Genomic DNA, 13381 nt, shown 5'->3' with positions numbered 1-13381 from the left:
GTCTGGTCCGAACGGCTTACGCAGGGCTGCCCTTCGTCCTGCCGCCGAGCCAGGTTATAGCGCTCTGAACTGTCGTTACGCTGGCCGTTTCCGGCCGATGCGGCCGCCGCACGACGACCACCGGAAGGCCGAGCCCGCGGGCCGCGGTGAGCTTCGCCGCGGTCATCGAGCCACCGCTGTCCTTGGTGACGAGGACCTCGACGCCGTGCCGTTCCATGAGGGCGCGCTCCCTCTCCACCGTGTACGGCCCTCGGTCGAGCAGGATTTCGTGCCGTCGGGGAAGCGGGGCTGCGGGCGGGTCGACGCAGCGGATCAGGAACCAGAGGTCCAGCGCGGCGAACGCGGCGAGGCCTTGCCGTCCGCTGGTGAGGAACACGCGTCCGCCGAGCGCCGGGAGCAGCCGCGCGGCGTGGTCGAGGTCGTCGGCCCAATGCCAGGTGTCGCCGGGCCGCTCGGTCCAACCGGGCCTGGCCAGCCTGAGCAGCGGAGTACCCGTTTCCCGCGCCGCGATGGCCGCGTTCGAGCCGATGCGTTCGGCGAAGGGATGCGTGGCGTCGATCACCGCGTCGACGTCGTGCTCGGTCAGCCAGCGCGCGAGCCCCTCCGGACCGCCGAAGCCACCGACGCGGACTTCGCCGTCGGGCAGCTTCGGTCGTGCGACGCGGCCCGCGAGCGACGACACGACGTGCTCGCCACGCGCCACGAGTTCCTTCGCGAGCTCGCGTGCTTCGCCGGTGCCGCCCAGGATCAGCAGCGTCATCGCGCCACGGCCGCACGCCATCGCTCCAGCGTGCGCAGGTTCGCGAGCGTCTCCGCCCAGGTGAGCTCGGGTGCCTGGCGGTCTTCGACGTGGGTGGCGACGTGGTCGGCTTCGCGGGCGAAAAGGCCTTGTGTCGCTTCGACTTCGATCACCTCGGGCTCGCCGCCTTCCGGTGTGAGCACGATCTGCGACGTCTTCGGCTTGCGCATTTCGTGGATCCACGCCGGTTTCGGCACGTACAGCTGCCCTTCGGAGCCGTACACGCGGATGTGGTCGTCCTGCGTCAGCTGGAAACCGCAGGCCAGCTGCGCGAGGATCCCGCCCGGCAGCCGCAGCAGCCCGAACGCGACCTCGTCGACGCCGTTCTCGTCGAGCCTCGCCATCCCGAGCACTTCTTCGGGCTCGACGACGTCCTGCCCGGTCGCCGCCTGCGAGACCAGCCGCGAGAGTGAAGTGCAGTAGCAGCCCACGTCGAAGATCCCGCCGCCGCCCAGCGCGGGATCGGTGAGCCGGGGAACGGCGAAGTTGTAGCTGAAGGCGACGTCCACGGCGCGGACCTCGCCGATGGCACCGCAGGAGATCAGCTCGGCCAGCCGCCGGATCTGCGGATGCAGCCGGTACATGAACGCCTCCATGAGGAAGACGTCGTTGGCGCGGGCGGCTTCGATGACCTTCTCGGCTTCGGCGACGGACATCGTCAGCGGTTTCTCGCACAGGATGTGCTTGCCCGCCTCGGCCGCGCGGATCGCCCATTCGCCGTGCAGCGGATGCGGCGTCGAGATGTAGACCGCGTCGACGTCCGGATCGGCGAGCAGATCCTCGTAGGCGCCGTAGCATTTCGGGATCTCGAAGCGGCTCGCGAACTCGGCCGCCCGGTCACCGGATCGCGCGGCGACCGCTTCGAGCACTCCGTGTTTGCTCTCTTCGACGCCCGCCGCGAACTCGGCGGCGATGGTCCCGGCGGCCAGCAGGCCCCAGCGAAGGCTCTTCACAACGACTCCGGTTGGCTAGCGCGGTCACGGGTGGCCGAATACAGGAAACTGTCGGGAAACCCTTCCGCGGCAAGGACTTCCCCGACGAAGATCATCGCCGCGCGGGTGATCCCGGCCTCGCGGGACTGCGCGGCGATGGTGCCGAGCGTGCCGCGCAGCACCTGCTCACCGGGCTGGCTCGCCAGCGCGACCACCGCGGCCGGGCAGTCTTCGCGGTAGAACGGCCGCAATTCGTCGACTACCTGCTCGATGCGGTTGATCGCCAGATGCAGCGCGAGCGTGGTGCCAGTGCGCGCGAAGTTCGCCAGCGTTTCCCCCGGCGGCATGGCCGTGGACCGGGCCTGGGCGCGCGTGATGACCAGGCTCTGCCCGACCTCGGGCACGGTCAGTTCCCGGTTGAGCAGCGCGGCCGCCGCGGCGAACGCGGGGACGCCCGGCGTGACGTCGTACGGAACGCCTGCCGCGTCGAGGCGGCGCATCTGCTCGGCGACCGCGCTGTAGATCGACGGATCGCCCGAGCACAGCCGCGCGATCTCGTGGCCCTCCCCGTGGGCTGCGACCATGCGCTCGACGATCGCGGGCAGGTCGAGGTTCGCGGTGTCGACGAGCACTGCCTCCGGAGGGCAGTACTCCAAGAGCGCTGTCGGAGTCATGCTGCCGGGGTACAGGCAGGTTCCGCAGCGGCCGAGCAGGTCACGCCCTCGCACGGTGATGAGGTCGGCCGCGCCCGGACCGGCGCCGATGAAGTGGACAGTCACGACTTGCTCCATTGGGTCACGGCTCGCGCCGGGGTCCAGCCGGTGAATCCGCCGAGCGGCGCGGCCTGTTCGACGCCGACGCGGATCAGTTCTCCGCCGTGTTCGCCGTACGCGCGGGCCAGGGCCTGTTCGGCTTCGAGGGTCACGCCGTGCGCGACGATCCGCGCGCCGGTCGCCAGGCAGGCGTCCAGGACGCCGGGCACGGTCACTCCGCCGCCGATGAAGATCGCTTGCGGTTCGGCCAGCCCTTCGAGGGCTTCCGGCGCCGCGCCGGTCACCACATCGAGTTCCGGGACGCCGAGCGCATCCGCGTTCCGGGTGATCCTGGCGGCCCGCTCCGGTGACCGCTCGATGGCGATCGCCCGGTTCAGCGGATGCACGCGGGACCACTCGATGCCGACGCTGCCCGCGCCCCCGCCGACGTCCCACAGCAGTTCGCCGGGCGACGGCGCGAGCCTGGCCAGCGCGGACGCGCGGAGGTCGCGTTTGGTGAGCTGGCCGTCGTGCTCGAAGACGTCGTCCGGCAGCCCGGTCAGCGGCAGCGCGGGACCGTCGGCCTCGATGGCGAACACGGTCAGCGAGCCGGGGCCGACGCGTTCGTCAGGGCCGCCGAGATCGGACAGCGCGGTGACGCGGCTCTTGCCGTAACCGCGGGCTTTGAGCAGGTCGAGCAGGTCTTCGGCGTTCGCACCGAGGACGAGGATCCTCCGGCCGGGCGCGAGCGCGCGGCTCACCCGGGCGATCGCGCGGCCGACGACGGTGACCACCTCGGTCTCCTCCGCCGCCCAGCCGAGCCGCGCGCGGGCGAGCGTCACCGAGGAGAGCGCGGGCAGGACCTCGACGTCGTAGCCGCGCTGGATCAGCGTCGTGCCGATGCCGGAGAGCAGCGGATCGCCGCTGGCCAGCACGCAGACGCGGCCCTCGCGCTCGGCGAGGAAACCGTCCAGAGCGGGCAGCAGCGGGCTCGGCCAGGGCTCGGATTTCATCCCGGCGGGCAGGTACGCGAGCTGACGCGGAGCGCCTACGACCACGTCGGCGTTCAGGACCGCTTCCCTGGCCTGCGAGGACAGGCCGGGCCAGCCGTCGGCCCCGATCCCGACGACCGTCAGGGGTGATTTTTCGCGCACCTCGGTCACGCTAGACGACGGATTTCCTGTGCGATGATCGGCCGGAGGTCGTCGAGGATGAGGGAGTGCTGTGAAGCCGTACCCGTTCACCGCCGTTGTGGGGATGCCGGATCTGCGCCTGGCGCTGGTGCTTTCCTCCATCTCGCCCGCCGTCGGCGGGGTGCTGGTGCGCGGTGAGAAGGGCACGGCGAAATCCACCATGGTGCGCGCGCTGGCGGGGCTGCTGCCCGGCGTCGACGTCGTGGACGCGTGCCGGTTCTCCTGCGACCCCGTCGAACCCGATCCGGCCTGCCCCGACGGCCCGCACGCGGAGGGCTCGCCCGCCCACCGCCGTCCCGCGCGGCTCGTGGAACTGCCGGTCGGCGCGGCCGAAGACCGCGTGATCGGTTCGCTGAACCTGGAACGCGCGCTCGCCGACGGCGTCACCGATTTCCAGCCCGGCCTGCTCGCGGCCGCGCATCGCGGGCTGCTGTACGTGGACGAGGTCAACCTCCTGCACGACCACCTGGTCGACACGCTGCTCGACGCCGCCGCCATGGGCCGCGCGACCGTCGAACGCGAGGGTGTTTCGGTGTCGCACGCGGCCCGGTTCGTCCTGATCGGCACGATGAACCCCGAGGAAGGCGAGCTGCGGCCGCAGCTGCTGGACCGCTTCGGGCTCACCGTCGAGGTCGCGTCCAGCCGGGATCCCGAACTGCGGGTCGAGGTCGTCCGGCGGCGGCTCGCCTACGAGGCGGACCCAGACGGTTTCGCCGGCCAGTACGCCGCGGCCGACGCCGAACTCGCCGCGGACATCGAGGCGGCGCAACGACTTCTGCCGTCGGTCAAACTGCCGGACGAAGCACTGCGGCAGATCGCCGAGGTCTGCGCGTCGTTCGAGGTCGACGGGATGCGCGCGGACATCGTGACCGCGCGGACCGCGGTCGCGCACGCCGCGTGGGCCGGGCGTACCGAGGTGACCACCGACGACGTCCGGGTCGCGGCCCGGCTCGCGCTGCCGCACCGCCGTCGCCGCAATCCCTTCGACGCGCCCGGGATCTCCGAGGAGCAGTTGGAGCAGGCGTTGCAGGACGCCGAACCGGAAGGGTCCGGTCCCGACGACGACGGTCCCGGTTCCGGTGCCCCTCCTGAGGGCGGCGACGCCCCGCCGCCCTCGGAGGGTGGCCAGGAGCCGTCAGGCGGCGGGAGTGGCGGCGACCAGAAGCCGGTCGGTGCCGGGGAAACCTTCCGTGCCAGGCGTTTCGAGGTGAAGGGCACCGGTGAGGGCGCGGCCGGACGGCGGTCGCGGGCGATCACCGACAACGGGCGGACCATCGGTGTCCAGCCCGCCGGGACCAAGGACGGGCATCCGCATCTGCTCGCGACCGTGCGCGCGGCCGCGCCGCATCAGCGTTCTCGCGGCCGCAGCGGCGCGGGTCTCGTGGTGCGGCCCCAGGATCTGCGGTTCGCTCGACGGGAAGGGCGCGAGGGCAACCTCGTGCTGTTCTGCGTCGACGCGTCCGGCTCGATGGGCGCGCGCCAGCGGATGCGCGAGGTCAAGACCGCCGTGCTGTCGCTGCTGCTCGACGCGTACCAGCGCCGGGACAAGGTGGGCCTGGTGACCTTCCGCGCCTCGGGGGCCGAACTCGCGCTCCCGCCCACGATCAGCGTCGACGCCGCGGCGTCCCGTTTGGACGGTCTCGCGACCGGTGGCCGCACGCCGCTGGCGGAAGGACTTCTCGAAGCGGCAAGGGTTCTGCGTATCGAGGCGGTCCGTGATCCGTTGCGGCGCCCGCTGCTCGTCGTCGTCACCGACGGCCGCGCGACCAGCGGCGCCGACGCCGTCCAGCGTGCGCGGCAGGCGGCCGGGTTGCTCGCCGGCAACGTGACCTCGGTCGTGATGGACTGCGAGAGCGGGAAGATGCGCCTCGGGCTCGCCGCCGAGCTGGCGGAACACCTTGGCGCGGAACACGTTCCGGTCGCCGAGGTCGCCGCCGACACCCTCGCGGGCGCTGTCCGCACCCGTATCTCCGGAAAGGCGGCGTAATGCCACAGGGCAAACCGGAAACGGTGCCGAACGACGGACTCACCACCCGCCAGCGGCGCAACCGCCCGCTGCTCGCCGTGCACACCGGCGAGATGAAGGGCAAGTCCACGGCCGCGTTCGGGATGGCGCTGCGCGCGTGGAACCAGGGCTGGTCGATCGGCGTGTTCCAGTTCGTCAAGTCGGCGAAGTGGCGCGTCGGTGAGGAAGCCGCGTTCCGCGCGCTGGGCAAGCTGCACGAGGACACCGGCCAGGGCGGCGCCGTCGAGTGGCACAAGATGGGCGAAGGCTGGAGCTGGGCGCGTAAGTCCGGTTCCGAGGAAGACCACGCCGAGAACGCGGGTGAGGGCTGGGCCGAGATCAAACGCCGTCTCGCCGCCGAGACCCACGACTTCTACGTCCTCGACGAGTTCAGCTACCTGCTCAAATGGGGCTGGCTCGAAGTGGACGACGTCGTCTCGACGCTGACGGAACGTCCCGGTCACCAGCACGTGGTGATCACCGGCCGGTACGCGCCGCCGGAGCTGATCGACGCGGCGGACCTGGTCACCGAGATGACGAAGGTGAAGCATCCGATGGACGCCGGGCAAAAGGGCCAGCGAGGCATCGAATGGTGAACCGCGTGGTCATCGCCGCGCCCGGCTCCGGGCACGGCAAGACCACGATCGCCGCGGGCCTGATGGCGGCGTTGCGCGCGCGGGGACTGAAGGTGTCCGGGCACAAGGTCGGGCCCGACTTCATCGACCCGAGCTACCACGCGCTGGCCACCGGAGCGCCGCCGCGCAACCTCGACCCGTTCCTCCAGGGCGAGGACCGGCTGATCCCGTTGCTGCGGCACGGTTCCGCCGGTGCCGACATCGCGGTCATCGAAGGCGTGATGGGCCTGTTCGACGGCGCACTCGGCACCGAGGGGTACGCCTCGACGGCGCATGTCGCCCGGTTGCTGGACGCGCCGGTGGTGCTCGTCGTGGACGCGTCGGCCGCGTCGCGCAGTGTCGCCGCGACCGTGCTCGGATTCGCGCAGTACGACACCCGCGTCCGGCTGGCCGGCGTGATCCTCAACAAGCTGGGCTCGCAGCGGCACGCGGACGAGATCGTCACCGCGCTGGAGGCGACCGGCGTCCCGCTGCTGGGAACGCTGTACCGCAACGAAGAGATCCACGCGCCCAGCCGTCATCTCGGCCTGGTCCCGGCGGCGGAACGGGCAAGCGAGTCGCAACGGCTGCTGCCGGAGCTGGCCGCGTGGATCAGCGAAGGCGTGGACCTCGGCGCGATCGTGCAGGTGGCGCGGTCGGCTTCCCGGCTTTCGGGGGAGCCTTGGCGGCCTCCGTTCGCGTATGACGGACGCCGTACTGTGGTCGCCGCCGCGGCGGGCCCCGCGTTCACCTTCCGCTACACCGAGGCCGTCGAACTGCTCGCCGCCGCCGGTGTCGACGTCGTCGACGTGGATCCCTTGCAGGACAAGGAACTTCCCGAAGGCTGCGCCGGGTTGTACTTCGGCGGCGGTTTCCCCGAGGTGCACGCCGAAGAGCTTTCGGCGAATCTCCCGCTGCGGACGGCGATCGCGCGAGCCGTCGGCGACGGCATGCCCGTGGTCGCGGAATGCGCGGGGCTGTTGTACCTGTGCCAGGACATCGACGGGACGCCGATGACCGGCGTCCTCGACGCATCGGCCACCATGACGAAACGCGGAAAGCTGGGGTACCGCAAGGCTTTCTCGCCCGCCGACAGTGTGCTAGCGGTCGCCGGGCAACGCGTCACCGGGCACGAGTTCCACCGCACGATCATCGAACCCGGCAGCGGCCCGACCCCCGCCTGGGGCTGGGACCGTACTCCGGACGGCTTCGCGTCGGCGTCCCTGCACGCGTCGTACCTGCACGTCCACTGGGCGGGCTACCCCGAACTCGCCGAGCGGTTCGCCGCCGCGGTGCGCGCCCATGGCTGACTACGACCTCTGGCACCACGGCGATCGCGAGGTCGGCGAAGGCCTCGTCGATCTGGCGGTCAACGTCCGCCTGCCTGCACCGCCCGCCTGGCTGCGCGCCGAACTGGCGGCGGCACTGGACGATCTGGCTGCCTATCCGGACGTCACCGCCGCGAGGGCCGCGGTCGCCGCCCGGCACTCGCTGCCCGAATCCCGGGTCCTGGTGACCTCCGGCGCGGCCGAGGCCTTCACGTTGCTGGCCACGGCGTTGCGGCCGTCGTACGCGGTGGTCGTGCACCCGCAGTTCACCGAACCCGAAGCCGCCCTGCGCGCGGCCGGCCACGCCGTGCACCGGGTGCTGTTGTCGCCCGACGACGGCTTCCGGCTGGGCGACGTGCCGGAAGAAGCCGATCTGGTCTTCGTCGGGAACCCCACGAACCCGACTTCCGTGTTGCATCCGGCCGCGGACCTGCTCGCGCTGGGCCGCCCGGATCGCTTGGTCGTCGTCGACGAGGCCTTCCTCGACGCCGTCCCCGGCGAGGCCGAAAGCGTTGCGGGGCAACCGGGTTTCGTCGTCCTCCGCAGTCTGACGAAGACCTGGGGGATCGCCGGGCTGCGTGCCGGGTACGTCTTGGCGGACGAGTCCATTGTGGACCGTTTACGCGCCGTCCAGCCCCCGTGGTCGGTGTCGTCGCTGGCCGCCGTCGCCGTCGAGGCGTGTTGCCGTCCCGCGGCGCTGGAGGAAGCCGAGAAACTGGCCGTGGCGGCGGAATCGGACCGGGAGTACCTGGTTTCGGGCCTGACCGCGATGGGTGTCGAGGTGCTGGGGGAGCCCCGGGGGCCGTTCGTGCTCGTGCGGCTCCCGGGTGCCGATGTCGTCCGGGAACGGTTGCGGGCGAATGGGTTCGCTGTCCGCCGTGGGGACACCTTCCCGGGGCTGGACGCGCGGTACCTGCGGATCGCGGTGCGGGACCGGGACACGGTGGACGCGTTCTTGGCTCACCTCCACAGTTCGATCACCGAGTAATAGCTGCTCTCGCCGAACCCGGCGGCGACGGCCCGGTCCAGAAGTTCCTTGTTGCGGACCGGGATCTCGGTGTCGACGCCCTGCTCCTGGCTGGTTCCGATGATGTGCTTCAGTGTCGTGACGTTCATTTCCAGCGAACCGGCTTCACCGGGGTACACGCCTTCGTCGATGGTGGGCGCCTCCGCCTTGATGATCTGTCCGATCACCGAGGGCAGGAACCAGTCGACGGCGAGCTTCGTGAATTCGGCCGCCGGGACCCCGGCACTGCCGACCAGCGCGGCGGCGTGGAGGAAACCGTTCATCGACGAGTACATCATGCTCAGCAACGCGGTGTTGTACAGCACGGCGAGGCCGGCTTCCGTGCCGAGATGGACCGGATCCCCCAGATCGGCCAAGGTTTCCTTGTATTCCTCGAAAACCTCGGCGGAACCGCTGTAGAGGAAGACCGAACCGGGGCGGCCGACCATCGCGGGGGGAACCATGATGGCGCCGTCGAGATAGCCCGTTCCGTGTCGCTCGGCCCACCGGAGAGCTTCGTTCGCCTCGTTCGGCGTGCCGGAATTCAGGTTCACCACTACGCGGCCGCGCAAGGCTTCCCGCGCGGGGCCGAGCGCGGAGTAAAGCGCGTCGTAGTCGGCGAGGCAGACCACGAGCAGACGGCTCGCGGACACCGCGTCCACGATGTCGTCCGCCTGCCGCGCGCCTTTCGCCACCAAGGGGGCGGCCTTGCCGGGGGAGCGGTTCCACACGGTCACGTCGTGACCGCGGTCGAGCAGGGCGGCGGCGAGCGCGGCGCCCATCGGGCCGAGTCCCACGACGGTCACCGGGAGGTTCTGATCGGTCATGGGGCAAGGCTAAAGTCTCTCATCGGTGTGAGAGTCAACTCCTGATCGTGTAATGGTTGTTCTCATGCGGATCGGTGAGCTGGTGCGGCGGACGGGCGTGCGGGAACGGTTGCTCCGCTATTACGAGGAACAGGGCCTCCTGCATCCGGTGCGAAGGCCGAGTGGTTACCGTGAATATTCGGAAGCGGATGTCGCGCGGGTGCGCAACATCCGCACCCTGCTGTCCGCGGGGCTGGGCACCGCGACCATCGCCGGCGTGCTGCCGTGCATGGTCGATCTGGGGGACGGCCTGGCGCCCGCCTGCGTCGATCTGCTGCCCGAGCTGTACCGGGAGCGGGACCGGATCACCGCGGCGATCGACGAGATGACGGCGACGCGGAAGGTGCTGGACGGCATCATCGCGGCGACCGTCCCGCATGCCGACGAAGTCGCCGAAGCCTTGGCTCGTGAGCGATAAGGGCGGTCATTGAGAGTAAGCCAAATGTGGCGTGTTCGGTACAGGGGGTCGTGAGTGGCGAGTGTCGTTGGAACGACCCGAAACACTCACGACCAACCAGGCCCTCGAAGTGGTTGGATAAGCCAGTGAACTTCGTGATCGGCGTCTTCGATCTCTTCGCCTACACCATCCCTGGCGCGCTGTACGTCGCGTTCTTCGGCTACCTCGGGGCGAAGCTCCACATCCTGACGGCCGCGAGCATCGGCGGCGTGCCGACCGTGGTGCTGGTCGTCGTGATCGTGGTGCTCAGCTTCCTGCTGGGCTATCTGGCCTACCCGCTCGGGGAAGCGCTGGAGCGGATCGTGCCGCGCAGGCGGAACCGGCACGCGGCCGCGGAGTTCGTGCGCCGGATGCCCTCGGCAGAGGGCCGCGCCTTCCTGAAGGAGAACACGCATCTCCTGCTGTGCGCGCTGCAACTGCACGACAAGGAGGTCGCGGCCGACGTCACGCGGCTGCGCGCGTCCGGGCTCATGGTGCGCAACTGCGCGCCGCCACTGCTGTTCGGCGGCGTCGCCGCGACCGTCGACATCTTCGCGGGCAAACACCCGTTCGTCGCCGCCGTGATCGCCGCGTTGCTGCTGTTCGCTTCGCTCACTTTGGTTTCCCAGGGTCGCAAGCTCGGCCTCTGGGCCGGGATGAAGACCCTCGAACTGTGCTTCTGGCTGCCGGAGATCGACGAGAAACTGGCGACGGACAAGCCCGCTTGACCGGGGTCGCTTCAGAACGGATCGGTATTCACCTGCCTGCGCCTGACCTGCACGAGGACGACGGTTGCGTGGGCGTCGGAGTTGACGATGTAGGAATTGGGACGTTCAACGTCCCGAATCCTCCACCGTCGCGAGGGGCGACCACCACTTGACCTGGTCGCTTCAGAACGACGAAGCCAGCAAGGCCCCCGCGACGGCGACCTCGACGCAACCGCCGAGCACGTCCCCGGTCACCCCGCCCAGCCGCTGAACGCACCGCGCCAGCAGCGCCGACGCGGCCAGATAGCCCAGCGCCACCGCGATCAGCCCTTGCCACCACGGCAGCACCAGCGCCGCCGCGCCCGCCAGTACGGCGAAGACCACGGCCGCCGCCCACACCGGCACCGAACCGGCGACGGTCGCGCCCAGCCCTTCCGGCCGCGCCGTCGGGACGCCGCGCGCACAGCACAGCGAAAGCACGCCGCGTCCGGCGACGACCGCGACGGCGGCCGCCGCGATCCCGTGCCCGGCCGAGATCGCCCCGGCCAGCGCACCGGCCTGGACGAGCAGCACCAGCACCAGGGTCGCGATCCCGGTCGGCCCGGAATCCCCGCGCCGCATGACTTCCAGCGCCCGCGCGCGGTCGTACGACGCGCCGAGCCCGTCGGCCGTGTCGGCGAGTCCGTCGAGATGGAGCCCGCGGCTGCCGAGCGCCACCGCGCCCAGCGCGAGCGCCGCCGACGCGAACGCGGGCAGGCCGATCAGCTCACCCAGGAACACGATCACCGCGGCGATGGCCGCGAGCGGCACGACGGCCAGCGGGCCGAGCACCATCGCCCCGCCCGCCACCCGCCGGTCGATCACTCCCGGCGCCGGCACCCGGACCGTGGTCAGGGTGCCGACGGCCATCTTCAGCGCGTCGGCGATCAAGCCAGATCCGCCAGCAGACCCATGTCCGCGAGGATCGCCCGCGCCGCCCTCAGCACCGGGACCGCCTGAACGGCACCGCTGCCCTCGCCGAGCCGCAGCCCGAGGTCGAGGATCGGCTCCAAGTCGAGCGCCTTCAACGCGTACGCCTGCGACGGCTCGGTCGAACGGTGCCCGGCCAGCCACCATCGCTCCGCCCCCGGCGCGATCTCGCGGGCGACGAGCGCCGCGGCGCCGGAGAACACCCCGTCGAGCAGCACGGGCACCCCGCGGACCGCCGCCTGCACGAGAAAGCCCGCCGTCGCGGCGAGACAAGCGCTGCCGAGCGAAGTCAGCAACGTGAAGGGGTCTTTCACCGCGCCGGCCCTGATCAACGCGGCCTCGACGACCGCGAGCTTCCGCGCGCGCCCGTCCTCGTCTATCCCGGTACCCGTACCGACGACGTCTTCCGGGAGAAGGCCGAGCAGCGAGGCGACCACGGCCGCGCAGATCGTCGTGTTGCCGATCCCCATGTCACCGGGGACGAGCAGATCCGCGCCGCCGTCGATCTCCTCGTCCGCGATCGCCAGCCCGTGCTCGAACGCCGCCCGCGCCTCGCCCTCGGCGAGCGCGTCCTCGACGTCGATCGCGCCGGAACCCCGCCGGACCTTGTGCGCGGTGACCTCGGCGGGTACGTCCGCGCCGTCCCAGTCCACGGCGATGTCCAGCACCCGCACCTTCGCCCCGGCCAGCCCGGCCAGCACGCTGACGCCGCTCTTCCCGGCGAGGAACACCCGGACCATCGCCGCGGTCACCTCGCGCGGATACGCCGACATCCCGGAAACCCCGTGGTCCCCGGCGAAGACGACCACCCGGACGTCGTCGAGCGGCCGCGGCGGGACGGCACCGTGTGCCGCGCTGAGCCACGCGGCCAGGTCTTCGAGCCGTCCGAGTGAACCGAGCGGCTTGACCAGACCGTCCAGTCTGGCGCGCGCGGCGGCTTCGGCGGCCGCGTCCGGGATGGCGATACGCATGGAACTCCTACATTCATCTGTGTGAACCCGCGGCCGCGATCGACGTCGGCAGGCACGGCCTGGTCTTCCACCTGACGGTGACGACCAAGGTGCCCTGCCACCGCGATCGCGGGGGCCTCCGGCCGAGGCGGGTTCACGCGTACGGTCACTGTCCTGGATGCGGCTCAGCTCCGCACATAGGACTCCTAGGGCAGGTCGAGCATCCGTCCGGCCACGACCAGCACGGTCCGGTCGGACACCGCGGACACCCGGTTGTTCAACGCGCCCAGCACATCACGGAAAACGCGTCCGGACACCGTCGCGGGCACCACACCGCTGCCGACCTCGTTGCTGACCGCGATCACCGGCACGTCCGCCTGCTCCCACGCCGCCAGGAAATCCTCCAGCCGGTCGTCGAGCCGCCGCTCCCAGCCCTTGCGCTGGTCCCAGGCGCCGACCTCGTCGAGCACCCGGCTGATCCACGTGCCGAGGCAGTCGATCAGCAGCGGATGCGTCGCCGTCCGCAGCACCGTGGCCAGGTCGGTGGTCTCGACCGTCTTCCAATGGCTCGGCCGCCGCGCGCGGTGCGCGGCCACCCGGGCGGCCCATTCGGGATCTTCAGCGCTCGGCGGCAGCCCGGGCGCGACGTAGGTGAGGTGCGGGTGACGGGACGCGAGCCGCTCGGCGTGGTGTGACTTCCCAGAGCGGACGCCGCCCAGTATCAGCACCTTGCCGTCGTCGCGCGAATAGCGGCGAAGTGCCCGCGCGAGAGTCTCCAGGACCCTCGCGAGGCGATGCGTCAGCTTGGTCATACCCCGCATTCT

The 13381-nt window shown here is 71.0% G+C and carries 14 protein-coding genes; 6 read left to right on the top strand and 8 right to left on the bottom strand.

Annotated elements, in window-relative coordinates; all coding sequences use genetic code 11:
- Positions 1-16 precede the first annotated feature (16 nt).
- From AVR91_RS15940 to AVR91_RS15925, 4 genes are read right to left on the bottom strand one after another with little or no spacing between them, the layout of a single operon-like run.
- Positions 17-781 (bottom strand): cobalt-precorrin-6A reductase, encoded by a 765-nt coding sequence (locus tag AVR91_RS15940; RefSeq protein WP_063271321.1) that lies wholly within the window; start codon positions 779-781, stop codon positions 17-19.
- A complete protein-coding gene (locus AVR91_RS15935; RefSeq protein WP_063271322.1) occupies positions 757-1752 on the bottom strand; it encodes a Gfo/Idh/MocA family protein in 996 nt (331 codons plus the stop codon). The genes AVR91_RS15940 and AVR91_RS15935 overlap by 25 nt, the downstream gene beginning before the upstream one ends.
- Positions 1749-2510, bottom strand: a complete 762-nt coding sequence (gene cobM, locus AVR91_RS15930) for a precorrin-4 C(11)-methyltransferase (RefSeq protein ID WP_063271323.1) — start codon at positions 2508-2510, stop codon at positions 1749-1751. Before cobM ends, AVR91_RS15935 begins: the two co-directional genes overlap by 4 nt.
- The gene (locus AVR91_RS15925) at positions 2507-3646 is read right to left on the bottom strand and encodes a bifunctional cobalt-precorrin-7 (C(5))-methyltransferase/cobalt-precorrin-6B (C(15))-methyltransferase (RefSeq protein ID WP_063271324.1); all 1140 of its coding nucleotides are present in this window, start codon (positions 3644-3646) and stop codon (positions 2507-2509) included. The genes cobM and AVR91_RS15925 overlap by 4 nt, the downstream gene beginning before the upstream one ends.
- A gap of 61 nt (positions 3647-3707) precedes the next feature.
- On the opposite strand from AVR91_RS15925, the gene AVR91_RS15920 reads away from it, so the two are divergent.
- The 4 genes from AVR91_RS15920 to cobC are packed head-to-tail and all read left to right on the top strand — an operon-like array spanning position 3708 to position 8611.
- Entirely contained in the window at positions 3708-5663 is a 1956-nt protein-coding gene (locus AVR91_RS15920) for a putative cobaltochelatase (RefSeq protein WP_063271325.1), read from the top strand.
- Complete coding sequence (gene cobO, locus AVR91_RS15915) at positions 5663-6277, top strand: cob(I)yrinic acid a,c-diamide adenosyltransferase (protein ID WP_063271326.1); 615 nt, start codon at positions 5663-5665, stop codon at positions 6275-6277. The genes AVR91_RS15920 and cobO overlap by 1 nt, the downstream gene beginning before the upstream one ends.
- Complete coding sequence (locus AVR91_RS15910; RefSeq protein WP_063271327.1) at positions 6271-7605, top strand: cobyrinate a,c-diamide synthase; 1335 nt, start codon at positions 6271-6273, stop codon at positions 7603-7605. The genes cobO and AVR91_RS15910 overlap by 7 nt, the downstream gene beginning before the upstream one ends.
- Positions 7598-8611, top strand: a complete 1014-nt coding sequence (gene cobC, locus AVR91_RS15905) for an Rv2231c family pyridoxal phosphate-dependent protein CobC (protein WP_063271328.1) — start codon at positions 7598-7600, stop codon at positions 8609-8611. The genes AVR91_RS15910 and cobC overlap by 8 nt, the downstream gene beginning before the upstream one ends.
- Here the strand turns inward: cobC and AVR91_RS15900 are convergent.
- Positions 8584-9456: an NAD(P)-dependent oxidoreductase gene (locus AVR91_RS15900; protein ID WP_063271329.1), complete on the bottom strand. Its 873-nt coding sequence runs from the start codon at positions 9454-9456 to the stop codon at positions 8584-8586. The genes cobC and AVR91_RS15900 overlap by 28 nt on opposite strands.
- 64 nt (positions 9457-9520) lie before the next feature.
- On the opposite strand from AVR91_RS15900, the gene AVR91_RS15895 reads away from it, so the two are divergent.
- The gene (locus tag AVR91_RS15895; protein ID WP_016332076.1) at positions 9521-9913 is read left to right on the top strand and encodes a MerR family transcriptional regulator; all 393 of its coding nucleotides are present in this window, start codon (positions 9521-9523) and stop codon (positions 9911-9913) included.
- Positions 9914-10038: 125 nt separating this feature from the next.
- Positions 10039-10659, top strand: coding sequence for a hypothetical protein (locus tag AVR91_RS15890; RefSeq protein ID WP_063271330.1), 621 nt, complete (start codon positions 10039-10041; stop codon positions 10657-10659).
- A gap of 162 nt (positions 10660-10821) precedes the next feature.
- Here AVR91_RS15890 and AVR91_RS15885 read toward each other — a convergent pair whose 3' ends face one another.
- From AVR91_RS15885 to AVR91_RS15875, 3 genes are all read right to left on the bottom strand, one after another.
- A complete protein-coding gene (locus tag AVR91_RS15885) occupies positions 10822-11568 on the bottom strand; it encodes an adenosylcobinamide-GDP ribazoletransferase (protein WP_143254014.1) in 747 nt (248 codons plus the stop codon).
- Entirely contained in the window at positions 11565-12578 is a 1014-nt protein-coding gene (gene cobT, locus AVR91_RS15880; protein WP_063271331.1) for a nicotinate-nucleotide--dimethylbenzimidazole phosphoribosyltransferase, read from the bottom strand. The genes AVR91_RS15885 and cobT overlap by 4 nt, the downstream gene beginning before the upstream one ends.
- Positions 12579-12763: 185 nt before the next feature.
- The gene (locus tag AVR91_RS15875; protein ID WP_016332080.1) at positions 12764-13369 is read right to left on the bottom strand and encodes a bifunctional adenosylcobinamide kinase/adenosylcobinamide-phosphate guanylyltransferase; all 606 of its coding nucleotides are present in this window, start codon (positions 13367-13369) and stop codon (positions 12764-12766) included.
- Positions 13370-13381 lie beyond the last annotated feature (12 nt).

The organism is Amycolatopsis keratiniphila subsp. keratiniphila (assembly GCF_001620365.2).
Classification (GTDB): Bacteria; Actinomycetota; Actinomycetes; order Mycobacteriales; family Pseudonocardiaceae; genus Amycolatopsis; species Amycolatopsis keratiniphila.
Note: the sequence above shows the minus strand (reverse complement) of the source record. Positions and strands in the feature narration are given on the sequence as shown.